Source organism: Arthrobacter sp. 2MCAF15 (assembly GCF_052115605.1).
Lineage (GTDB): Bacteria > Actinomycetota > Actinomycetes > Actinomycetales > Micrococcaceae > Arthrobacter.
Genome location: NZ_JBFRGZ010000008.1, coordinates 267,999 through 290,346, shown reverse-complemented (window position 1 = coordinate 290,346; position 22,348 = coordinate 267,999). Strand labels below are relative to the sequence as shown.

Sequence of the window (22,348 nt, the reverse complement as noted above, 5' to 3'; positions counted from 1 at the left end):
GCGCCGTCATTCGCGCGGTTCTCAGCGCTGCACGGCTCCGAAGCGTTCGTGCGCCACCGCGACCGCGCTTTCGCGGGCCGTGGACGCCTCGTCCGCCGTCAGGGTGCGGTCGTCGGCGCGGAACCGCAGGCTGAATGCCAGCGACTTCTTGCCTTCCTCGATGCCCTTGCCCGCGTAGACGTCGAACAGTGCCACGTCTTCGAGCAGTTCGCCGGCACCTTCACGCAGCGCCGTGAGCACTTCTTCCGCCGGAACCTCCTGCGGCACCACGAGGGCCACGTCCTGGGTGGCCAGCGGGTACGTCGAGATGTGCCGGGCCACGATCACGTCGGCGGCGGCCTCGAAGAGGGCGTCGGCGTTCAGTTCCAGCGCCACGGAGCGGGCCGGCATGTCGTGGGCCGCCAGCAGTTTAGGATGCAGCTCGCCGGCGTAGCCCACCACGTCGCCGGTGCGCAGCGCAATCTGCGCGGCCCGTCCCGGGTGGAAGGCCTGGTGCCGGCCCTGGGTGACCTGGAGGTCGACGCCGAGCACGTCACCGACGATCCGGGCAATGTCCACCGCGTCCGCCCAGTCCCAGGCCCGCGGGGTGTGGCCCGGGGCGGCCGGGGAGTCGTGCCCCGTAAAGACGGCGGCGAGGTGCAGCGGCTGGTCCGGGACGCCGTCGTACAGGCCATCGAGCACCTCGTCACCGGGCTTCACGCCGAGCGGCGGGATCGAGGCGGTGCCAAGCTGTTCGCCGGGCAGGAACACGAGCCCGGCCTCGAAGAGGGCGAGGTCGCGGAAGCCGCGGGAGTGATTGCGCTTGGCCACCTCGATCAGGCCCGGCAGGACCGAGGTCCGCAGGAAACCGTGTTCCTCGCTGATCGGGTTGGCCAGCTTCAGGGCCTTGCGCTCCGCGCCCTCGGCCGGGACGCCAAAGGTGTCATTGGCGGCCTTGGAAACGAACGGGTAGCTCAATACCTCGGTGAGTCCGGCGTCGGCGAGGGCCTGGATCAGGCGGCGGCGCTGCTGCTGGACACGGGTCAGGCCACGGCCCGGCGGAGCCACGGGAAGGGTCGCCGGGATCTGGTCGTAGCCGACCAGGCGCGCGATTTCCTCGGTGAGGTCATCCTTGGTTTCGAGGTCGCTGCGCCAGCTCGGCGCGGTCACGGTGTGGCCGTTGCCGTTGTCCTCGACGACGGCGCCGAGGTCTTCCAGCGAGGTCACGATGTGTTCCTCGGTGAAGTCGATCCCGATCCGTGCTGCGGCGTAGCCCGCCGGCAGCTCGATCGTGACGGCGTCAGGTGCGGTCCCGACGTCGGTCCCGGCCTCATCCGCGGTGCCTCCGGCGAACTCGACCAGCAAATCCACCACACGCTGGGCGGCAACATCGGCTACCTGCCAGTCCACGCCGCGTTCGAAGCGCTTGGACGCCTCGGAGGGCAGCTTATGGCGGCGGCGCGAGCGTGCGATCGAGACCTCGTCGAAGTGGGCGGCCTCGACCAGGACGTTCGTGGTGGAGTCCGACACTTCGGTGTGGGCACCGCCCATGACGCCGGCGATCCCGATGGGCCCGGATGCGTCCGTGATCAGCAGATCCTCGGCGTCGAGCGTGCGCTCCTTGTCATCGAGGGTGGTGATCTTCTCGCCGGCCGTGGCGCGCCGGACCACAATGTCGCCGGCCAGCCTGTCCAGGTCGTAGCAGTGGTTCGGCTGCCCGAGCTCCAGCATGACGTAGTTGGAGATATCCACCGGCAGGGAGATGGAGCGGATGCCGGCGAGCCGGAGTCGGGAGGTCATCCAGGGCGGGGTCGGCCGGGTGGCGTCCACGCCGCGAACGGTGCGGGCCACAAAACGGTCGCAGCCGGGTTTGCCGTAGATGGGGGCGTCGTCGTTGAGCTTGACGCCGTAGCCGCCGGACAGCGCCGCCGGGGCCTGGACCTTGGACGCCGGGTCGGTGAACACGGTGCCGGTGGCGTGCGCGTATTCACGGGCCACGCCGCGGATGGAGAAGGCGTACCCGCGGTCCGGCGTCACATTGATCTCGGCCGCCTGGTCGTAGAGGCCCAGCAGCTCCATGGCGTCGGTGCCGAGTTCCGGATCCAGCCCGATCCGGGACAGCACCAGGATGCCGTCGTGGTCCTCGCCGATGCCCAGTTCTCGTACCGAGGCGATCATGCCGGCGGACAGGTGGCCGTAGGTCTTCCGCGCGGAAATGTGGAAGTCGCCCGGCAGCACCGCGCCCGGAAGGGTCACCACCACCTTGTCGCCCTCGACGAAGTTGTGGGCGCCGCAGATGATGCCCTGCACGCCGGAGGGGTCGATGCCGTCGCCCGTGAGGGGCTGCGGCTGGCCCTCGGGGACAACCCGGACCTGGCACCAGTTGATGGTCTTGCCGTTGGTCTGGGGCTCCTTGACGATGCTGAGGACCTGGCCCACCACGATCGGCCCCCGGAGGGTGTCCGTGGGGCGGTGGACTGCTTCTTCTTCAAAGCCGACCTTGACGAGCTCGGCCATGACGTCTTCGGCCGATGCTCCGGCCGGTACCTGCGCGAATTCACGCAGCCAGGAAAGTGGGATACGCACTGTTAGATCTCCATCCCGAAGTGCTCGCTGAAACGTACGTCGCCTTCAATCATGTCGCGCATGTCGCCGACCTCGTTGCGGAACATGAGGGTGCGTTCGATGCCCATGCCGAAGGCAAAACCTGAATAAACGTCCGGGTCGATGCCGGCGGCGCGCAGGACGTTGGGGTTGACCATGCCGCAGCCGCCCCACTCGATCCAGCTGGGGCCGCCCTTGGCGCCCGGGTGCCAGATGTCCAGCTCGGCGGACGGCTCGGTGAACGGGAAATAGTTGGGGCGCAGCCGGATCTGGGCTTCGGCGCCGAACATCTGCCGCGCGAAGTGCTCCAGGGTGCCGCGGAGGTCCGCCATGCTGAGCTTCTTGTCGATGGCCAGGCCCTCGAACTGGTGGAACACCGGGGTGTGCGTCGCGTCGAGCTCGTCGGTGCGGAAAACCTTGCCCGGGCACAGCACGTAGATGGGCAGTTCGCGTTCCAGCATGGAGCGAACCTGCACCGGTGAGGTGTGCGTGCGCATGAGCAGGTGGGCCTCGGGCGGCTCGACGAAGAACGTGTCCTGCATGTCGCGGGCAGGGTGGTCCGGCTTGAAGTTCAGGGCATCGAAGTTGAACCATTCGGACTCGACCTCGGGCCCTTCGGCGATTTCCCACCCCATGCCGACGAAGATGTCTGCCACGCGGTCCTGCAGCGTGGACAGCGGGTGGCGCGCACCGGCACGACGGCGGCGCGGCGCCGCCGTGACGTCAACGGTCTCTTCGACCAGGATCCGCGCGTCGTTCTCCGCTTCAAGCTCGGTAGTCCGATCTGCGAGCGCCTTGTTGACGCGTCCGCGCGAGGCGCCCATGAGCTTGCCGGCGGCGGCCTTCTGGTCCTTGGGAAGCGCGCCGATCTCACGGTTGGCGAGGCTCAACGCGGACTTTTCGCCCGTGTGCGCGAGGCGCACGGCCTTGAGTTCATCGAGGGTCGCCGCGGCGGCGATGGCGGCGACGGCCTGGTCTACGGCAGCGGTAATGGCGGCTTCATCCAGAGGATTCGGGACGGCGGCGCCCGGCAAAGTTTCAGTCATCTACTGTTCTTAGCTACGAGTCGGATCATGCCAACTGCCCACGGCACGGGCACAGGGCGCGGGCGCGGGTAGCCGGCAAGGCTTATGGTCACAGTTCATTCTCACAGGTCACTGCATCAAACACAGGTCACTGCATTGGGGCCGGCCGAAATCGCTCCGGCAGGCGCCCACTCCAGTCTAGTAGACCGCCGTCAGCCGCACGGCAACGGCCAGGCGTTCGTGAAGGTTCCCTCCGGCAGCCCCCTGACCGCTTGGCACACCCCCGGTTACCATGGCCTCATGACGTCCGGACAGCGGCTTCGGCAGGTCGCCAACATGCTGAACGGGTCCACGCTCCTGGGCCTGCTGCTGGCAGCCTGCGCCCGGACATCCATCAGGTCCGGTCCGCGCGGACTGCTGATCGCGAGCCGCTACCGCTGGCGGCTTCCGTTTGCCGCGGCGTTCACGGTGGGCAACGTCATCGTGTTCCGCGCCGGCCCCGAATCCGCCGTCGCCAATCCAGCGCTCCTGGGACACGAGGAGCGCCACAGCACCCAGTACGCCTGGTGCCTCGGGCTGCCCTTCCTTCCGCTGTATTTCATCGCCGCGGGCTGGTCGCTGGTGCGCACGGGCAACCCGGGCAGCGCCAACGTCTTCGAGCGCCACGCCGGACTGGAAGCGGGCGGCTACCCCTTGCCCGGCAGGTCGGGGACCCACCAGAGAACGGGCGCAACCGCCCCCGAACGATATGAGGCCTGACATGGCAGAGCACCGCAGAAGCATCTCGGTCACCGGAACCGGCAGCGCCGAGGCGGTGCCGGACCTCCTGACCTTGTCGATCGGGGTCGAATGCCGCCGCGATACCGTGGCAGAGGCCTACGGCGATGCGGGAACACGGTCGGCCGCCATCACGGCGGAGCTCCGGCAACACGGCGTGGACAGCGCCGACATGTCCACCTCGGGGCTGAACGTGCGGGCCGAGGTGAACTGGCAGGACGGCCGCGGCCAGACCGTCACCGGCTACCTGGCCTCCAGCACGCTCACCGTCCGGATCCGCGGATTGTCCGAGTCCTCACAGATCCTTGCCGCCGCCGTTGCTGCCGGCGGCGACGCCGTCCGGCTCAACGGGCTGAGCCTCGGCTTCACGGATTCCGCCGCCGTCGAGGCCCGGGCACGCGAGGCAGCCTGGCAGGATGCCCGCACCACGGCCGAGCACTACGCCGCCCTCTCCGGGACCGGACTGGGCAAGGTCCTGTCCCTCACCCAGCACACCGGCTTCCAGGCGCCGATCCCCGTCGCGAAGATGCAGCGGGCGGTGGCCACGGATTCGATCGCCGTCGAGGCCGGCGAGTCGAGCGTCACCGCGACGGTGGGTGTCGTCTGGGAACTGCTCGACTGACTGCGCACACGCGGCCCCGCTGCCCTTTGGGTTGCGGGAGCGGGCACCGGCCTGCCTGGTGGTCTGCCCGCTAATGCGTTGCGCCCGCAGCGAGCCGGAGGTCCGCCGTCGTCCCAAGCGTGGTGCGGACGACGACGGCGAGCGCCGCCGCCATCTGTTGCGCCGGCAGCGACGGGGCGCTGCTCCCTACCGGAACCTGGGTGTCGGCGAAGGGGATGTGGACGAAGCCTCCCCTGGTGCCCGGAAGGAGCCGCAGGGCGTGCATGAGCGCATAGAAGACGTGGTTGCACACATACGTGCCCGCGCTCTGGGATACTTCCGCCGGGATCTGCTCCGCCGTCAACGCCGCGAGCGCCGCCTTGATGGGCAGCGACGTGAAATAGGCGGCCGGCCCGTCCTGGACCACGGGTTCGTCCACGGGCCGGTTGCCGGCGTTGTCCGGGATGCGGGCGTCGTCGCAGTTGATGGCCACCCGTTCCAGCGAGATGCGCGACCTCCCGCCTGCCTGCCCGGCGCACAGCACAAGCTCCGGGAGGGAGCGTTCCATGGCCTCCTCCAGCGCCTTGGCCGAGGCGCCGAAGACGCACGGCAGTTCCACCGCCCGGACATCGAGCCCTTCGGCCTGGAGCTGCCGTGCCGCCGAACGGGCCGCGGCCCACGACGAATTGGCCGTTTCGCCGCCGAACGGCTCGAACCCGGTGAGGAGAATCATCGCCCCAGCCTAGCAATGCGGCCAACGCTGCGGCCGGCCCAGTTGCCCCGGACTATTTACCGCATACTTCGCGGCGGGTCCCCCGGAGACCCGCGGCACCCTTGACTTTTATTCGAACATACATTCGAATATAGGCATGAGATGGGACGCACAAGCACTCGAACGCGACGCATCCCCGGGTGCCCCAGCCGCTACGCCGGGCACTGCCGCCCTGCTGCCCCTGGCCGGACTCGTGCGGTCCGTATCCACCCCCGAGTTTGCCGGGATCACCTTCCATGAGGTCACCGCCAAATCGGTGCTCAACAAGGTGGTCGCCGGTTCGCGGATGCCGTTCGACTGGACCATCAACCCCTACCGGGGGTGCAGCCACGCCTGCGTCTACTGCTTTGCCCGCAAGAGCCACACCTATCTGGACTTCAATGCCGGCCCGGACTTTGACAGCCAGGTGGTGGTCAAGATCAACGCCGCCGAGGTCCTGCGCAGGGAACTGGCCAAGCCTTCTTGGCGGCACGAGCACGTGGCCCTGGGCACCAACACCGACCCCTACCAGCGGGCTGAGGGCCGGTATCAGCTCATGCCAGGCATCATCGGCGCCCTCGCCGATTCCGGCACTCCCCTGTCCATCCTGACCAAGGGCACGCTCCTGGCCCGGGACATCCCGCTCCTGAAGCATGCCGCGGCCCAGGTGCCGGTCGGCGTTGGCATCTCCCTGGCGATGACCAACGAGCAGCTTTCCGAAGCCGTGGAGCCGGGCACGCCGGGGCCACGGGCACGGCTGAAGCTCGTCTCCCGGCTGCGGGAGGCCGGCCTGCCCTGCGGCGTCATGGCCATGCCCATCCTGCCATGGCTCTCCGACGGCGACGACGCCCTCGACTCCCTCTTCGGCGCCCTGGCAGCAGCCGGGGCCACGGGGGTCACGGCCGGTGCCCTGTACCTGAAGCCGGGCACCCGTGAATGGTTCATGCAATGGATCGCCCGCGAACATCCGCAACTGGCCGGCAAGTACCGGCGCCTCTACGGCAGCGGTTCCTATGCATCGAAGGAATACCGGGCCTGGCTGGCCGGCCGCATCCGCTACTTCAAGGACCTGCACGGATTTTCGGGCTCGCAGGGATTCAGCCACAGGGATCTTGACGCCGGCAGCGAGCATGACGATGCCCGGCAGGAGGAAGCCCAGTACCCCGCCGGAAGCATCCCCGACACCGCCGGCCACGCAAACACCGGTCACTCAAACACCGGTCACTCAAATGCTGGGCACTCAAATGCTGGGCACTCAAATGCTGGGCACTCAAACACAGCCCACTCAAACACAGCCCAGCCCACACTGTTTTGATGGCGGTGCTGCCAGCGAGCTGTTCCCGAGGAACGCGACCAGCGAGCCGCGTCCCCGGCAGGTGCCGGCCTTACAGCGCCTTGACCGCGCCGAGCACCTTCGCCAGCGAATCCTTGGCATCCCCGAACAGCAGGGTGGTCTTGGGATCGTGGAGGAGCTCGTTCTCGATCCCGGCGAATCCCGGGCGCATGGAACGCTTCAGGAACACGACCTGCTGGGCCTGGACCACCTCCAGGATGGGCATCCCGTAGATCGGCGAACCGGGAGAGGACTTGGCCGCCGGGTTGACCACGTCATTGGCGCCGACCACCAGCGCAATGTCCGTGGTCGCGAACTCCGGGTTGACTTCCGCCAGCTCCCGCAGCGACTCATAGGGCACGTTGGCCTCGGCCAGCAGCACGTTCATGTGGCCCGGCATGCGTCCCGCCACGGGGTGGATGGCAAAGACCACCTCCACGCCGCGGGCGGACAGGGCCTCGGCGAGTTCCGCCACGGTGTGCTGGCCCTGCGCCACAGCTAGCCCGTAGCCGGGGACAATCACCACGCGCTGGGCATAGCCGAGCTGGACGGCCACGTCTTCCGGTGACGAGGAACGCACCGGCCGGTCACTCAACGCGGTGGAACCCGCCGTCGAGCCGCCCTTGAACGCCCCGAACAGGATGCCGGCGACTCCGCGGCCCATGGCCGAGGCCATGACCTTGGTCAGGATGGTGCCGCTGGCGCCAACAAGCGTTCCCGCGACGAGCAGCAGGACATTCCCCAGGACCACGCCGGACGCTGCCACCGCCAGGCCCGTGAAGGCGTTCAGCAGGGAGATCACGATCGGCACGTCTGCCCCGCCGACGGGCAACACCAGGAGCAGCCCGGCGGCCAGCCCCAGGCCCAGCAGCGCGAGAGACCAGCCGAGCGACCCCGTCAGGACCACCAGCCCGCCCGAGACGACCGCTCCCAGCAGGACGGCCCCCATGACCCAGGGCATGCCGGGAAACATCAGCGGGCGGGTGCTGATGAGTTCCTGCAGCTTGCCCACAGTCACCGCCGAGCCGGCGAAGGACACCGCGCCTACCAGCATGGTGAAGACCACGGCCAGGCGGACCCAGGGGTCCTCGTTGTGGCCAAGTTCCAGGACGGCGACCAGCGCGGCCGCCCCGCCTCCGACGCCGTTGAAGAGCGCCACCAATTGGGGCATCTGGGTCATCTGCACCCGCCGCGCCACCGGGACGGCAACGGCGGAGCCGACGGCGATAGCGCCAAGGATGGGCGGAATGTTGTCCAGCCGCGCCGAGAGGAACACGGTGACCACGGCCAGGAGCGCCCCGGCGGCACCGATGAGGTTGCCGCGGCGGGCGGTCCGCGGCGAGCTGAGGCCCTTGAGCGCCAGGATGAAGCAGACGGCGGCCGCAAGGTAGAGCAGGGCGGTCCACTCGGCGGTCAGGAGGCTCATCGGACCTCCCCCGCGGCGCCGCCGGAGTTCGCGCCGCCGGAGTTCGCGTTGCTGATATGCCCGTCGCTGGTGGGTACGTTGCCGGCATGCCCGTCGCTGGTATTCCCGCCTGCTGCGGCGCCGCCGGCCTTGGCGGGGACGGTGCGCGCCGGGGTGCCTGACCGCTTGTGGGCGCTGAACATCTCCAGCATCCGGTCTGTGACCACGAAGCCACCCACCAGGTTGACCGTTGCCAGAACCACCGCCAGCAGGGCAATGCCGAGCACCCACGGGTCGCTGGCCTGTCCGGCCACGATGATGGCGCCCACCAGGATGATGCCGTGGATCGCGTTGGCGCCGGACATCAGCGGTGTGTGCAGCTTGCTGGTGACCTTGGAGACCACTTCGAATCCGACGAACACGGCGAGCACCACCACTGTCAGCAACGCGACCGGGCCCATCATGCCTCCGTTTCCAGTGCTGCTTCCAATGCTGCCGCGGTGGCGGCATGCAGCACGGCGCCGCCGTGCGTCAGGCAGGTCCCGGCGACCACGTCGTCCTCGAAGTCCGGGGCCACCGAGCCGCAGTCGGTCATGAGGGCGAGGAAGTTGCTGACGTTCCGGGCGTAGAGCCGGGACGCATCCGACGGCATGGCTGACGCCGCGTCCTGCAGGCCCACAAGCGTAACTGACCCGCCGTCGACCGGCACCTGGACGTCCTGGCCGGCGATCACGCCTTCGACGTTGCCGCCGGACTCCGCGGCGAGGTCGACGACGACGGAACCGGCCCTCATGCCGGCCACCATGGCGGTGGTCACCAGCAAGGGAGCGGGCCGGCCAGGTATGGCCGCCGTTGTGATCAGGATGTCCGCTGCGGCGACGTGCGGGGCGAGCAGGCTGCGCTGGCGTTGCGCCCTGTCCTCGCCGAGCTCACGGGCGTAGCCGCCGGTGCCTTCTGCCGCCGTATCGACGTCCAGGTTGATGAAGGTGCCACCCATCGAGGCGACCTCGTCGGCGGAAGCGGCCCGGATATCGTTTGCCGACACGCGGGCGCCGAGCCGCTTCGCCGTGCCGATCGCCTGCAGCCCGGCGACGCCGGCCCCGAGGACCAGCACCCGCGCCGGCGGGATGGTTCCGGCTGCTGTCATGTAAAGCGGGAAGAAGCGCGGATACCGCACGGCGGCTTCCAGCACGGCGCGGTAGCCGGTGACCAGGGACTGCGAGCTGAGCGCGTCCATGGATTGTGCCCGGGAGATCCGCGGGAGCAATTCCAGGGCGAACGAGGTGATCCCGGCCGCTGCCAGCGCCCGGACGGCGGGCAGCTCCGATGCCGGCGATCCCAGGCCAATGGTGACCGTGCCGGGCCGGAGCCGGGCCGCTGTCTCGACCGTTAGCGGGCGGACATGCAGCAGGACGTCCAGGGCCCCGTACGGGAGCTCGGAGATCACCGTCGCTCCGGCCTCTTTGAAGGCTGCGTCCGCGAACCCTGCCTCGGTTCCGGCGCCGCTCTCCAGCAGGACATGGAGCCCGAGAGCCGTCAGCTGCTGGACCGTCTCCGGGGTGGCCGCAACGCGGCGCTCTCCGGTTCGCTGCTCTCGTCCGACACCGACCTGCACGGGCCACTCCTCTCGATTGCGTTCAGAGTAGGCATACCCCTGACGGTTTGGCGAGAGGCGGGCCCCGGAAGCCCGTCGGAGCGTCGGAGTCAGCGGCCGGGTACGGCTCCCACTCCGCGGGGCCCGGTGGCGTGGACGGCGGCCAGCAGGGCTTCGACAATCGGAAGATCCGCCGGGATCCACGGCAGGTCCAGGACCTCGGCCGGGTTGCGAAGGTCCAGCCAGCGCAGTTGGTCGTGGTCCTCCAGCGGGCGGGGCTCTCCCTCGGCGAGCTCGGCGAACCAGACCCGCATGACCGCTTTCTCATTGAGCGGCCAGCCGGCGGCGGTCTCGGCGGGCAGCTCGGACCCGAGCCGCACCAGCACGCCCAGTTCCTCCCGGAGCTCGCGGTGCAAGGCGTCTTCGGCTGCTTCGCCTGGCTCCACCTTGCCGCCGGGGAACTCCCACATGCCGGCAAACTGCGGGGGCGCCGTACGCCGCGCCACAAGGAGCTTTCCCGGTTCGGCCAGGGAGTCCACTACTGCGCCGCCAACGACGCCAATGAGTCCAGTCACGCCACCAAGTCTATGGTGACCGCTCGGCCGGGCGGCTGCGGTGCCGGGCTCCCGGCTGCGGCGCCGGGCGTCACGGCGGGGCAGGACCGGGAGGCGGAAACCCGTGCCGGCCGGGTAGGGGACAATAGTGGAGGGGCCGACCGGACCAGCTGCGGAATATCCGGCGCCCCCTCCGTGTTCTTTAAAGCATATTTATCTGGCCGACTCCTCCGGACTTTCCCGGAAAATCTCCCCGAAAAGACGAATGACAACCACCACACACGCCCCGGTATCGTCCAAGTCCGGCACCCGTCACCTTGCCCTGGCCATCATTGCCCTGGCGATGGGCGGCTTTGGCATCGGCACTACCGAATTCACCATGATGGGCCTGCTCAAGGAGATCGAGCAGGGCCTGAACATCAGCACCCCCGAGGCCGGCCACCTCATTTCGGCCTATGCCCTCGGCGTCGTGGTCGGCGCGCCGGTGCTGGCCGCCGTCGGGGCCAAGCTCCCCCGGAAGTACCTGGCGCTGGGGCTCATGCTCTTTTTCAGCATCGCCAACCTCAGTTCTTTCCTCGCCCCGGACTACGGCTCCATGCTGTTGTCCCGGTTCGCCGCGGGCCTGCCCCACGGCGCCTTCTTCGGGGTCGCGGCCGTGATCGCTGCTTCGCTTGTGGCGCCGACCAAGCGCGGGTGGGCCATTTCGATGGTCATGGCCGGGCTGACGGTATCCAACGTCATCGGCGTCCCCTTCGCCACCTGGCTGGGCCAGAGCTACGGCTGGCGGCTCCTGTTCCTGCTGGTCGGCCTGATCGGCATTATCACGCTCGCCATGCTGTGGAAGTTCGTGCCGTTCCAGAAGCCGCACGCGGATGCCAGCTTCCGCCGTGAACTGGGCGCGCTCAAACGGCTCCAGGTCTGGCTCGCCATCCTGGTCGGCATTGTCGGCTTCGGCGGTTTCTTTGCGACGTACACGTACATTGCGCACACCATGACCTCCGTGGCCGGGCTGCCCGCGCCGTGGCTGCCGCTGGTTGTCGCACTGTACGGGGTGGGCATGGTGGTGGGCAATATCGTTGGCGGCAGGATCGCCGATAGGTCTGTCATGGGCACTATCTACTGGGTGCTGCCCGCCACGGCGGTGGCGCTCGTGGTCTATGCCGTTGCGGTGCATTGGGCCTGGTCCGCGCTGGTCATGGTGTTCGTGGTTGGCGCGGCCGGGTCCATGCTGGTTCCGGCCCTGCAGACCAGGCTCCTGGATGCTTCCCCTGACGCGCCGTCGCTGGCGTCCTCGCTCAACCACGCGGCACTCAACGTCGCCAACGCCCTGGGCGCCTTCCTGGGCGGTCTGGTGATCGCCTGGGGCTGGGGTTACATCGCGCCGGCACTTGTGGGCGCAGTCCTTGCCATCCTGGGGCTCGGGGTCGCGGCCATCAGCGGCGCCGTGGAACGCAGGCGGCCGCTGGCGTCCTAGCCTCCGTTCGCCATTCAAACGCAGTGATCAAAAGAACGGCGGCCCCGTCCAGTTGAACTGGACGGGGCCGCCGTTTCTATGGTCTTTCCGGGGTGTCAGGGGGCGCTGACGCGCTGCACGTCCGGTTCCAGGTAGATGACCCGGGCGATCGGGACCGCCGCGCGGATCCGGACCTCGGCGTCGTCGATCGCCTTGGCAATGTCCTGGCCAGAGTCCGTGCGGGCGATGCTGATCTTGGCCGCGACCAGCAGTTCCTCGGGGCCAAGGTGCATGGTCTTGAGATGAATGATGCTGGTGCCGCCGGCTTCGATCGCGGTGCGGATCTTGGCCACGTCATCGCGGGTGGCCGACTCGCCCAGCAGCAGGGACTTGGTTTCCATGGCCAGCACCACAGCGATCGCGACGAGCAGCAGGCCGATCATCGCGGTGCCCAGGGCGTCCCAGATGCCGTTCCCGGTCAGGAGGGTCAGGCCCACGCCGAACAGCGCGAACACCAGGCCCACGAGGGCGCCGAAATCCTCGAGCAGGATCACCGGGAGCTCCGGTTGCTTGGCATTGCGGATGAATTTAACCCAGCTCTGCTTTCCCCTGAGGGGGTTGGATTCGATGATCGCTGTACGGAACGAGAACGACTCGGCAATGATCGCGCCGATCAGGACGGCGAGCGGAACCCACCAGAAGTCCCCCTCGATGGCGTGCGGGTGCTGGATTTTCCCCCAGGCCTCGTACAGCGCGAACAGGCCGCCGACGCTGAACAGCACAATCGAGACTATGAAGGCATAGATGTATCGCTCGCGGCCGTAGCCGAAGGGGTGTTCGGGGCTGGCCTGCCTCTGCGCCCGCTTTCCGCCCACCAGGAGCAGCAGCTGGTTGCCGGAGTCCGCGAGCGAGTGGATCGCCTCCGCCAGCATGGACGAGGACAGCGTCAGGAAGTAGGCGACGAACTTCAAAACGGCGATGGTCAGGTTTGCGGCCAGCGCCGCGAGAATCGCCTTGGTACCGCCATTTGCAGCCACGTGAGCTTCTCCTTATGGGGTTCTTCCGGGGTGGACACGGACACCGGAAGAACCCAGCGCCCACAAGGAATACCGTACCCGTTTCCGGGTTGCCGCCGAACCGCAAAAGGGCCAATGCTGCCACGTAACGATTGGGCATTCCCCTGCTGACAAGTAATCCGGCCTATGTTAGCTTGAAGCCATGTTCGGGATTCACAATTTGGATGCCGACAATTATGTAGGAGGAGACATGGGCTTTCTTGGCTGGATCATTCTCGGACTCATAGTAGGTGCAATCGTCAAGGCAGTTATGCCCGGCAGGGTCGGCGGCGGTTGGGTTACCAGCCTCGTGCTCGGCGTCGTCGGAGCAATTGTCGGCGGCTGGATCGGGGACCTTCTGTTCGGCGGCGGCAAGATGGAATTCTGGAATCTCGGTTCCTGGCTCCTGGCCATTGTCGGCGGCCTCGCCGTTGCGGGCATCTACGGCGCCATCACCGGACGCAACAAGACCACATAATTTCCCACTGCGCCGACCGCACACTGCGGATGCAGCGCCAGTAACAGTACGACGGCGGGACCCACGATTTGGTGGGTCCCGCCGTCTGTTTGATGTGCTTCCCCGTCAGGCGATTCGGCAGGAACGCGTTAGCCGCAAGTCCCTGCAACAAGCCCTTTGCAAAGTCCCTTATGTGGCCTGCTGGGAGCGGGCGCTGGCATAGAGGCAGACGGTGGCTGCGGTGCCGAGATTCAGGCTTTCCGCTTCCCCATAGACCGGAACGGCCACCCGGTGGTCTGCCAGCGCGACCTCGTCCTCGGACAGGCCCTGGGCCTCGTTGCCGAACAGCCAGGCGGTGGGCTTTTCGAGCGCGTAGACCGATTCGGCGTCCGAAGATCCCAGGCGTCGGGCCGCGTTTTCGTCCTGGAGGCGGTCCAGGTTCAGCTGGCCGTATCCGTCGGCGGCGAGCACCCCGATCCCCCGTTCCTTGCAGCGGGCCGCCACCTCCGCCACGTCGGCGCCGAGGACGATCGGCAGGTGGAAGAGGGATCCCGCCGTCGCGCGCACGGCCTTGGGGTTGTAGATGTCAACGCTGGATGCGGTCAGGATGACGGCGTCCGCGCCGGCCGCGTCGGCCGCCCGCAGCACGGTGCCGGCGTTGCCGGGGTCCCGGACCTGGCACAGCACGGCAATCAGCTGCGGGCCGGCGTCGAGGACCTGTTCAAGGCTCACGTCAAGGAAACCGCAGACCGCGAGAATGCCCTGCGGGGTGACCGTGTCTGCCATCGCGGCCAGCACTTCGTCGGTGGCGAGGTACGCCGTGGTGCCCTCTGCGAGAGCCTCCAGGTCCGGGTGCCGGTCCAGGCAGGCCTCGCTCGCATAGACCTCATGGACGACGCCGGGCTGGCCCGCGGCAACCCTTTTCTGGTGCAGCGCCAAGGCCTCGCGCACGGCCTGCGGCCCCTCCGCCAGGAACTCGCTGCGCTTTAAACGCGCCGGGCGCCCGGCAAGTTGTGCCACCTTCCTCACCCGATCAGCTCGAGGATTGGAGAGTGCAATATCTTGCGGGCGCCCGGTTTCGTTCATATAAGAACCTTAGTTGCTTTCGCAGCCGGTTCTGGAACGAAGCAGTCTTTCGACTACGGCAGGAACTACTTTGCGGCCTCGGCGTCAGCCTTCTTGGCAGCAGGCTTCTTTGCGGGAGCCTTCTTGGCAGCCTTCGGAGCTGCGGCGGCCTCGGCCTGGACGGCCGGAGCGGACGTGTCGGCGGGCAGCGAGTCCTTGGCGACCTTGACCAGCGCGGCGAAGGCGTTGGCGTCGGAAACGGCAAGCTCGGCCAGCATGCGGCGGTCAACCTCAACCTCAGCGGCCTTCAGGCCCTGGATCAGTCGGTTGTAGGTCAGGCCGTTGGCGCGCGATGCAGCGTTGATGCGCTGGATCCAAAGACGGCGGAAGTCGCCCTTCTTCTTCTTGCGGTCGCCGTAGCTGTACACAAACGAGTGCAGCAGCTGCTCTTTTGCCTTGCGGTACAGGCGTGAACGCTGTCCGCGGTAGCCCTTTGCGCGTTCGAGGATAACCCGGCGCTTCTTGTGGGCGTTAACCGCCCTCTTCACACGTGCCACGTGCGTACTCCTTAGAAAATTCTGATCCCAAGCGTCTACTGCCGGAACGGTCCGGCTGGCCTGAGAAGCCTTTTTGGTAGTTGACTGCTGCCAGGTGGCGAACAGTCAGAGAACTTGGAACTTAGATGCCGAGCATCTTCCGGATGACCTTGGCGTCGCCCTTGAAGACGATCTTGTCGCCGGCGAGGCGACGGGTCAGCCGCGAGGACTTGTGCTCGAGGTAGTGGCGGCGGTTGGCCTGCTGGCGGCGCAGCTTGCCGCTGCCGGTCAGCTTGAAGCGCTTCTTAGCACCACTGTGGGTCTTCATCTTCGGCATGGGAACCGATCTCCTTACGTATCCGCAGAAAGTCTGCAGCTCTTTCGTGCAGCCGCCCCTGCAGGCGGCGTGCTGGTTGCTTGCTGCCGGACATTGCTGTCCGGCAGCCGTGAACTAGTTGGTCTTCTTGCTGCCAGGCTTGGCGGCAGCCCGGGGGGCGGCCGGCCGTGCGGCGGGCTTCGGCGCTGACGGCCTCGGCACCGGCTTCGGAGCAGCAACCGGCTTCGGTGCCGCTGCCGGAGCCGCCGGAGCGGCTGCCTTTTCCTCGGGAGCCTTGGCTGTTGCCGCCGGGGCCGGAGCGGCCTTCGGAGCCGCAGGAGCCTTGGCTGCCGCCGGCTTCTCGGCCGCCTTCGGAGCCGCAGGAGCCTTAGCTGCCGCCGGCTTCTCGGCCGCCTTGGGAGCAGCTTCCTTCGGTGCTTCCTGGACGGGAGCCTCCTCGGCTTTGGTCTCCTCGACCGGGGCCTGCGGAGCTGCCGTCTCTTCAACCGTCGTCTCTTCGACCTTGGTCTCTTCGACCTTGGCTTCTTCGACCTGGGCTTCTTCGGCTGCGGGGGCTTCCGTTTCGGGAGCCTCCGCCGAAACGACGAAGCCTTCCGGCAGGAGGTCGGACAGCGACTGGGTCAGCGGGGCATTGCCACCGGAGACGTCGACGCGGCCCGAAGCCTTGGCCTCGTTCTCCGCCTTGGCTTCTGCGCGCTGCGTTGCGCGGCGGGCCTCCGCCTTGGCCTCGGCCTTGTTCTTCAGCGGGCCAACCACCATGACCATGTTGCGGCCATCGATCCGCGGGCTGGACTCAACCACGCCAACTTCGGCGACGTCGTCGGCGAAGCGCTGGAGCAGGCGGATGCCCATCTCGGGACGCTGCTGCTCACGGCCGCGGAACTGGATCATGGCCTTGACCTTGTCACCGGCGCCGAGGAAGCGGAGCGCGTGGCCGCGCTTCGTCTCGTAGTCGTGGGTGTCAATCTTCAGGCGGAAGCGGATTTCCTTCAGGACCGTGTTGGTCTGGTTCTTCCGGGCCTCGCGTGCCTTGACAGCGGCTTCGTACTTGTACTTGCCGAAGTCCATCAGCTTGCACACCGGAGGCTTCGCCTGCGGTGCAACTTCAACGAGATCAAGATCGGACTCGGCAGCCAAACGCAGGGCATCCTCAATACGGACAATTCCTACTTGTTCGCCTGCAGGGCCGACCAGCCGCACCTCGGGGACGCGGATACGCTCATTGATTCTTGGCTCGCTAATGTTAAAGCTCCTGTGTTCGTGAGGGGTACTCCACCGGCAAAAAGAGAAGGCCCCCAATTGCCGGAGCAATCGAAGGCCTCGAGATCGGAGCTGCCAACCTCTGCGAGGGGCATGCACTTCCTGTGGACCGGAGTCCAAGGTAGCGCCCGACCAGTACCCGGCAACCTTGACTCCCGAAGGGAGGGGCTTCCCGAAGGAAGTTTCGCGGCTGACGCGGGTGGGAGAGATCTCCGCTTGCAAACTAAAGTCAACTCTACAGAAAGATGCCCGTTCAACGCACATGTGCGTCGCCGGGTGTCCCAAAAACGTGGATTCCAACTGACTTGGATTCAAACTGCAAAATAGCGACATTTAGTCGGTCTGTGACAAGCTTACCAGCATGAGCACATCAGAGCGTAATTCCCACGTCTTCGAGCCCGCAGCCGCCCCGGCCGACGTCTCGGCGCAGATCCGCGACATCTCGGAAGTCCCCGCGATCGAGGTCATCACCACCGCCGCCGTCCACCTGATGAGCGCCGCCGCGGTAAAGCTCGGCCTCGCAGCCGAGGAAAATGCCCAGGAACTCAAGGACCTGGATGAGGCCCGCAAACTGATCACCGCCCTGGCCGGCCTGGTGACCGCAGCGGCCCCGGAGATCGGCTCGCAGCACGCGGGTCCGTTGCGCGATGGACTGCGTTCGCTCCAGCTCGCTTTCCGCGAGGAATCGATCATTCCGGATGCGCCGGGCAAGGGCCCGGGCGAGAAGTACACCGGCCCGGTCAACTAGGCAAAATCGTCAGCACCAAACCGGCGGCGGGCGGACCACTGAGGTCCACCCGCCGCCGTCGTCGTTAACGCCCCAGGGCGCGCGCTGCCCGCGGCCTCAGCCCGGTCAGACCTGGGCGAGGCGGCGGCGGCGCACCTGCTGCAGGGCGAGTCCCACCAGGCAGAGGGCCACTCCGGCCAGTCCCACGGAGAAGAAGCCGGCAGAGGGGCCGATGACGTCGATGAACAGGCCCGCGAGCGGCGCACCCAGGGCCACGCCGCCGGTGAGTGCCGAACCGTACCAGCCCATCGCCTCGCCGCGCCGGCTCTCGTCAACAAGTTCGGCCACCTTTTCCGAGGCTGCGGACAACACCGGTGCGCACAGCAGACCCGGCAGCAACGAGAGCAGGCTCAGCGTCCAGACGTCGGTCGCGAAGGCCATCGGGATGGTCAGCGCGGACATCCCCAGCAACAGGAGGATCGGAGAAACGGGTCGGTGCATGGCGCCGTATAGGATGCCGCCCACCACCGAGGCCGCGCACCAGAAGAGGAACACCATACCGATTTCGGCCTGGTGGCCGCCGGTCTGGAGAGCCGCAACGATGCCGACGTCGGTGCCGCTGAGGACCATGCCGGCACCGGCCGCTACAGCGAATACGGCTCCCACGGCGGCGGTGAACCAGCTGAAGTTGTGGATGACTCGGTGGCGCAGGCCGGAGCCCCGCTGGCGCCGTTCCTCGGCGGCGGCCGCCAGGGGTGCCAGTTCGGCTGCGGCCTCCTGGAGGTGGGCCGGCGCCGCGGCGACGACGGCGGCTTCCGCGCATTCCAGCTCCTGCGCCTCGAGTTCAGCGTCGGGGGAAGCGCTCCGGGTGGGCGGGTTGAACCACATGAGGAAGAGTCCCGAGACGGATGTGGCCACGCCCACGATTGTCAGGCCCAGGACGGACTGGCCACTGGTGGCCACGACGGCACCGACTGCCGGGCCGATCATGAAGACCAGTTCGGTGGCGATGGCGTCCAGGGTGAAGGCCGTGCGGCGCTGTTCCCCGGGGGCCAGCACGCCCAGTGACTGCCGCACCACGCTGAAGATAGGCAATGTCAGCAGGCCCCCGACGAACACCAGGGGCAGCAGGACCTCGTAGGAGACGTGCGGCACGATCGACCAGATCACGGTCTCGGCGACGACGGACGGAATGAGCGCCTTACGCAGCCCCACGGTGTCGACCCGGCGCCCGCGCCAGGGCGCCCCCACGGCGATTCCGATCGTCATCACGGCGGCCGCAGCGCCGGCTGCGGCGTAGCCCTGGCCCAGGGTCAGGACGATGTGCAGGGTCAGCAGAACGCCCGCCGCCGAGTGCGGTATGCGGGCGATCATCCCGACCAGCAGGAGCCGCCTGATGGGCCGGACGGCCAGCAGCTGACGGTAAAGCGCGAAGTTCACGGACTACATCCTTCTGGTACTGCCCACGGCAGCACCGGGGATGTCCCCCGTTGGGCCGTCAGCTATGGTGCTGCGCGCTGCAGCTTGACCTCGATCGAATCAACCCGCTCGGCAAAGATTTCATTCCGGGCCCAGGCGTTGTTGAGGCCGGCGACGACGGACTGCACGCCGGCGGCGTCGAGCCCGTCTTCAAGGTAGAGGACCACACGGAGTTCCGGGCCGGCTCCCCCACCGGGGAGCCGCCTGCCATCGGCCGTGGCCGAGGCAACTCCACCCCCCGGATGAATTTCAACACGGCGGACCGCCGGAAAGCCAACTGCGCCTTCCCCGAGGGCACCTGCGAGATCCGGATCGGCATAGGACGGCGTCCAGGTCTTCTGCTGGGCGAGGGCCCACACGGCCGGCCGGCGCACCACGAACGTCGCGTCGGAGCCGGGATCCAGCACCAGGAGCTGGGCGCCTTCCGCGACCGCGGACAGCGCTGCTCGGGCCGCGTACACGGCCACCGGCCTGGCCTCCGGATGCCACGCCTCCAGTGCCGCCGCCGAGGTGAACACCGGCATGGCCGTCCGCCCGTCCGGTGCCTTGAGCGTCACCAGGGCCATATCGGCCTGCTTGTCGCCGTGAAGTTCGTCCCCGTGGGGTCCAACAGCGCCTTCGTCTTCTTCGGCGAGCTGGGCGAGGATCGGCACGAACACCCGGGCGGTGGCAAGCGCGGCCACCACGGCCGCCTCGTCTCCCGTGCCCGCGACGAGATCCGCCAGGGCCGCCAGGTAGCCGGCGTCGGCGGCGCCGTCGTCGTCCTCGAAGTTGTGGATCTTTGCGTCATCGCCGGACAAGCTGCGGCCTGCCCAGGGCTGGCCGGCAGAGTCCGTGGGCCCGCCGGCGCCGGCGAGGGCAGCCGCGATGTGGCCGGGCAGGTGCCGGACGGGTCCCGCTTCGGTGCCCGCCGGCAGTCCCGGCCCGGTTGGTTCGTGCGGCCCGGATGGTTCTTGCGGCCCGTGGGGGTGCGTCATGAGAGCTGACCGCCTAGCGGCGACCGGCGACGTCGAGGGCCTGGGGCAGCGTGAAGTTGCCGTTGTAGAGAGCTTTGCCGACAATGGCGCCCTCCACGCCGAGCGGCACCAGCGACCGCAGGACTTTCAGGTCCTCAAGGCTGGAAATGCCGCCGGAGGCTACCACCGGCTTCCCCGTCTTTTCGACCATCTGGCGCAGGAGTTCGACGTTGGGGCCCTGGAGCGTGCCGTCTTTGGTCACATCGGTGACGACGTACCGGGCGCAGCCGGCTTCCTCGAGGCGGCCGAGCACCTCCCAGAGGTCCCCGCCTTCCTTGGTCCAGCCGCGGCCGGCGAGTGTGGTGCCGCGGACGTCCAGGCCGACGGCGATCTTGTCGCCGAAGCGTTCGATCACCCGGGCCGTCCACTCCGGGTTCTCCAAGGCCGCCGTGCCCAGGTTCACCCGGGCGACGCCGAGGTCGAGGGCTTTTTCGAGTGATTCGTCGTCACGCAGGCCGCCGGAGAGTTCGACTTTGATATCGAGCCGCCCCACGACCTCCCGCAGGAGTTCGGCGTTGGAGCCGCGGCCGAACGCGGCGTCCAGGTCGACCAGGTGCACCCATTCGGCCCCCTGCTGCTGCCAGTTGAGCGCGGCCTCCAGCGGGGTGCCGTAGCTCGTCTCGCTGCCGGCCTCGCCCTGGACGAGCCGGACGGCCTGGCCGTTGACGACGTCGACGGCGGGCAGGAGCTCAAGTACGGGCAGCGGGGTTTCGGTGGTCATCGTGGGGTCCTCAGCTTGGGGATGGATACGTGGGAGCGCGGCAGAATCGTCAGGACGCCGGCAGGGTCAGGAGGTAGGCGGCCAGGAGCGACATGCCGGCGAGGATGTAGAAGACGATCTGCACCCAACGAGGACTTTTCTGCTGCCGGAAGGAGATCGCGCCGCCAACCAGGAGGCCGGCGAGGCCCATCAGCACCAGGGACCACATCTAGGCGGTCCGTTCCGGGGCGGCCGATTGTGCCGGTGCTGCGGGGCGCAGGCCCTGGACCCAGTTGCGCAGGAGCCGGGCGCCGGCGTCGCCGGACTTCTCCGGGTGGAACTGGGTGGCGCACAGCGGGCCGTTTTCCACGGCCGCGATGAACGGGGCTCCGTGGTCGGACCAGGTCACCAGCGGCGCCGCCATCCGGGGCTGGATGACGTCGAAGTCCCAGTGCTGGACGCCGTAGGAGTGCACAAAGTAGAAGCGCTCGCCCTCTACGCCGGCGAACAGCTTGGACCCTTCGGGGGCTGAGACGGTGTTCCAGCCCATGTGGGGCACGACGTCGGCGGGCAGCAGTTCCACTTTGCCCGGCCACTCCCCCATGCCTTCGGCTTCCGTGCCGTGCTCGACGCCGGCCTCGAAGAGCACCTGGAGTCCGACGCAGATGGCCAGCACAGGCCGGCCCCCGGCGACGCGGCGGCCGATCATGCGGATGGCGTCAACGGCCTTGAGTTCGCGCATGACGGTTTCGAACGCGCCGACGCCGGGAACAACCAGGCCGTCGGCATTGAGGACATCTTCGGGCTTGGAGCTGAGGACGACGTCGGCGCCGGCCCGTTCCAGCGCACGGACGGCGGACCGGACATTCCCGGAGCCGTAGTCCAGCACGGTAACGGTGGGCTTGCCTTCCGGGGACACCAATTTGGTCCCGGCGGCGGGGTCGATGATGGCCCCGTCGCGCAGTACCGGGCCGGTCACAAGGCGCCCTTGGTGGACGGGATGCCCTCGACGCGGGGATCCGGTTCCACGGCCGCGCGCAGGGCCCGGGCAAAGGCCTTGAACTGGGCCTCAACGATGTGGTGGGGGTCGCGCCCGGCAGTGACGTTCATGTGCAGGCAGATCCCGGCGTGCAGCGTGATTGCTTCAAAGACGTGCCGGGTCAGGGAACCCGTGAAGTGGCCGCCGATCAGGTGGTATTCCTGGCCTGCCGGCTCCCCGGCGTGGACCAGGTAGGGACGGCCGGAGACGTCGACGACGGCCTGCGCGAGGGCCTCGTCCAGCGGAACGGTCGCTTCGCCAAACCGGCGGATCCCGGCCTTGTTGCCGAGGGCGGTCTTCAGCACCTCGCCGAAGGTGATCGCTACGTCCTCGACGGTGTGGTGGACATCGATGTGGGTGTCACCGGTGGCCTTGACGGTCATGTCAATCAACGAGTGCTTGCTGAGGGCCGTCAGCATGTGGTCATAAAACGGGACCGACGTGCTGATGTCCGAGACGCCGGTGCCGTCCAGGTTGATCTCGACCAGGACCGAGGACTCACTGGTGGTCCGTTCCATGCGTGCGGTCCGACCCTCGGCGGCGGTGGATCCTGGGTTGCTCATGTAAATGTGTCCTTTGGAAGAAGGCAGGGGTGTTGGGC

At 67.9% G+C, this 22,348-nt stretch carries 24 protein-coding genes; 6 read left to right on the top strand and 18 right to left on the bottom strand.

Annotated features, from left to right (window positions below; all coding sequences use genetic code 11):
- Nucleotides 1-21 precede the first annotated feature (21 nt).
- Complete coding sequence (gene pheT, locus AB4089_RS11870; RefSeq protein ID WP_441409476.1) at nt 22-2,565, bottom strand: phenylalanine--tRNA ligase subunit beta; 2,544 nt, start codon at nt 2,563-2,565, stop codon at nt 22-24.
- Between the two features lie 2 nt (nt 2,566-2,567).
- Complete coding sequence (gene pheS / locus AB4089_RS11865; RefSeq protein ID WP_441409475.1) at nt 2,568-3,629, bottom strand: phenylalanine--tRNA ligase subunit alpha; 1,062 nt, start codon at nt 3,627-3,629, stop codon at nt 2,568-2,570.
- Nucleotides 3,630-3,908: 279 nt separating this feature from the next.
- Between pheS and AB4089_RS11860 the strand changes: the two genes are divergently transcribed.
- Nucleotides 3,909-4,367, top strand: coding sequence for an eCIS core domain-containing protein (locus tag AB4089_RS11860; protein WP_441409474.1), 459 nt, complete (start codon nt 3,909-3,911; stop codon nt 4,365-4,367).
- A 1-nt stretch (nt 4,368) separates the two neighbouring features.
- A complete protein-coding gene (locus AB4089_RS11855) occupies nt 4,369-5,007 on the top strand; it encodes an SIMPL domain-containing protein (RefSeq protein WP_441409473.1) in 639 nt (212 codons plus the stop codon).
- Between the two features lie 70 nt (nt 5,008-5,077).
- Here the strand turns inward: AB4089_RS11855 and pcp are convergent, their stop codons facing one another.
- The gene (gene pcp, locus AB4089_RS11850; protein ID WP_441409472.1) at nt 5,078-5,719 is read right to left on the bottom strand and encodes a pyroglutamyl-peptidase I; all 642 of its coding nucleotides are present in this window, start codon (nt 5,717-5,719) and stop codon (nt 5,078-5,080) included.
- A 136-nt stretch (nt 5,720-5,855) separates the two neighbouring features.
- Between pcp and AB4089_RS11845 the strand changes: the two genes are divergently transcribed.
- Entirely contained in the window at nt 5,856-7,052 is a 1,197-nt protein-coding gene (locus AB4089_RS11845) for an Rv2578c family radical SAM protein (protein WP_441409471.1), read from the top strand.
- Between the two features lie 70 nt (nt 7,053-7,122).
- Here AB4089_RS11845 and AB4089_RS11840 read toward each other — a convergent pair whose 3' ends face one another.
- From AB4089_RS11840 to AB4089_RS11825, 4 genes are all read right to left on the bottom strand, one after another.
- On the bottom strand, nt 7,123-8,496 hold the full coding sequence (locus tag AB4089_RS11840; protein ID WP_441409470.1) for an NAD(P)(+) transhydrogenase (Re/Si-specific) subunit beta: 1,374 nt from the start codon (nt 8,494-8,496) through the stop codon (nt 7,123-7,125).
- Nucleotides 8,493-8,939 carry an NAD(P) transhydrogenase subunit alpha gene (locus tag AB4089_RS11835; protein WP_441409469.1) on the bottom strand — a complete coding sequence of 149 codons (447 nt, stop codon included), beginning with the start codon at nt 8,937-8,939 and terminating at the stop codon, nt 8,493-8,495. The genes AB4089_RS11840 and AB4089_RS11835 overlap by 4 nt, the downstream gene beginning before the upstream one ends.
- Nucleotides 8,936-10,090, bottom strand: a complete 1,155-nt coding sequence (locus tag AB4089_RS11830) for a Re/Si-specific NAD(P)(+) transhydrogenase subunit alpha (protein ID WP_441409468.1) — start codon at nt 10,088-10,090, stop codon at nt 8,936-8,938. Before AB4089_RS11830 ends, AB4089_RS11835 begins: the two co-directional genes overlap by 4 nt.
- An 89-nt stretch (nt 10,091-10,179) precedes the next feature.
- Complete coding sequence (locus AB4089_RS11825; RefSeq protein ID WP_441409467.1) at nt 10,180-10,644, bottom strand: (deoxy)nucleoside triphosphate pyrophosphohydrolase; 465 nt, start codon at nt 10,642-10,644, stop codon at nt 10,180-10,182.
- A 244-nt stretch (nt 10,645-10,888) separates the two neighbouring features.
- Here AB4089_RS11825 and AB4089_RS11820 point away from each other — a divergent pair, with 244 nt between their 5' ends.
- Nucleotides 10,889-12,097, top strand: a complete 1,209-nt coding sequence (locus tag AB4089_RS11820) for an MFS transporter (RefSeq protein WP_441409466.1) — start codon at nt 10,889-10,891, stop codon at nt 12,095-12,097.
- 95 nt (nt 12,098-12,192) lie between these two features.
- Here AB4089_RS11820 and AB4089_RS11815 read toward each other — a convergent pair whose 3' ends face one another.
- Entirely contained in the window at nt 12,193-13,113 is a 921-nt protein-coding gene (locus AB4089_RS11815; RefSeq protein ID WP_441409465.1) for a cation diffusion facilitator family transporter, read from the bottom strand.
- 229 nt (nt 13,114-13,342) lie between these two features.
- Here AB4089_RS11815 and AB4089_RS11810 point away from each other — a divergent pair, with 229 nt between their 5' ends.
- A complete protein-coding gene (locus tag AB4089_RS11810) occupies nt 13,343-13,609 on the top strand; it encodes a GlsB/YeaQ/YmgE family stress response membrane protein (protein WP_090956472.1) in 267 nt (88 codons plus the stop codon).
- Between the two features lie 168 nt (nt 13,610-13,777).
- Here the strand turns inward: AB4089_RS11810 and AB4089_RS11805 are convergent, their stop codons facing one another.
- From AB4089_RS11805 to infC, 4 genes are all read right to left on the bottom strand, one after another.
- Nucleotides 13,778-14,674 carry a TrmH family RNA methyltransferase gene (locus AB4089_RS11805; RefSeq protein WP_441409464.1) on the bottom strand — a complete coding sequence of 299 codons (897 nt, stop codon included), beginning with the start codon at nt 14,672-14,674 and terminating at the stop codon, nt 13,778-13,780.
- 65 nt (nt 14,675-14,739) lie between these two features.
- Complete coding sequence (gene rplT / locus AB4089_RS11800) at nt 14,740-15,210, bottom strand: 50S ribosomal protein L20 (protein WP_441409463.1); 471 nt, start codon at nt 15,208-15,210, stop codon at nt 14,740-14,742.
- Nucleotides 15,211-15,331: 121 nt separating this feature from the next.
- Entirely contained in the window at nt 15,332-15,526 is a 195-nt protein-coding gene (gene rpmI, locus AB4089_RS11795) for a 50S ribosomal protein L35 (RefSeq protein ID WP_009358635.1), read from the bottom strand.
- 114 nt (nt 15,527-15,640) lie between these two features.
- Nucleotides 15,641-16,726: a translation initiation factor IF-3 gene (gene infC, locus AB4089_RS11790; RefSeq protein ID WP_441409462.1), complete on the bottom strand. Its 1,086-nt coding sequence runs from the start codon at nt 16,724-16,726 to the stop codon at nt 15,641-15,643.
- 421 nt (nt 16,727-17,147) lie between these two features.
- Here infC and AB4089_RS11785 point away from each other — a divergent pair, with 421 nt between their 5' ends.
- Nucleotides 17,148-17,534, top strand: a complete 387-nt coding sequence (locus AB4089_RS11785) for a DUF1844 domain-containing protein (protein ID WP_441409461.1) — start codon at nt 17,148-17,150, stop codon at nt 17,532-17,534.
- A 105-nt stretch (nt 17,535-17,639) separates the two neighbouring features.
- Here AB4089_RS11785 and AB4089_RS11780 read toward each other — a convergent pair whose 3' ends face one another.
- From AB4089_RS11780 to hisB, 6 genes are all read right to left on the bottom strand, one after another.
- Complete coding sequence (locus AB4089_RS11780; RefSeq protein WP_441409460.1) at nt 17,640-18,953, bottom strand: MFS transporter; 1,314 nt, start codon at nt 18,951-18,953, stop codon at nt 17,640-17,642.
- Nucleotides 18,954-19,015: 62 nt separating this feature from the next.
- Entirely contained in the window at nt 19,016-19,969 is a 954-nt protein-coding gene (locus AB4089_RS11775; protein ID WP_441409459.1) for an SseB family protein, read from the bottom strand.
- A 13-nt stretch (nt 19,970-19,982) separates the two neighbouring features.
- Nucleotides 19,983-20,729 (bottom strand): bifunctional 1-(5-phosphoribosyl)-5-((5-phosphoribosylamino)methylideneamino)imidazole-4-carboxamide isomerase/phosphoribosylanthranilate isomerase PriA, encoded by a 747-nt coding sequence (gene priA / locus AB4089_RS11770; RefSeq protein WP_441409458.1) that lies wholly within the window; start codon nt 20,727-20,729, stop codon nt 19,983-19,985.
- Nucleotides 20,730-20,778: 49 nt separating this feature from the next.
- Nucleotides 20,779-20,937 (bottom strand): hypothetical protein, encoded by a 159-nt coding sequence (locus tag AB4089_RS11765; RefSeq protein WP_208748425.1) that lies wholly within the window; start codon nt 20,935-20,937, stop codon nt 20,779-20,781.
- On the bottom strand, nt 20,938-21,687 hold the full coding sequence (gene hisH, locus AB4089_RS11760; RefSeq protein WP_441409457.1) for an imidazole glycerol phosphate synthase subunit HisH: 750 nt from the start codon (nt 21,685-21,687) through the stop codon (nt 20,938-20,940).
- Nucleotides 21,684-22,310, bottom strand: a complete 627-nt coding sequence (gene hisB / locus AB4089_RS11755; protein ID WP_441409456.1) for an imidazoleglycerol-phosphate dehydratase HisB — start codon at nt 22,308-22,310, stop codon at nt 21,684-21,686. Before hisB ends, hisH begins: the two co-directional genes overlap by 4 nt.
- Nucleotides 22,311-22,348 lie beyond the last annotated feature (38 nt).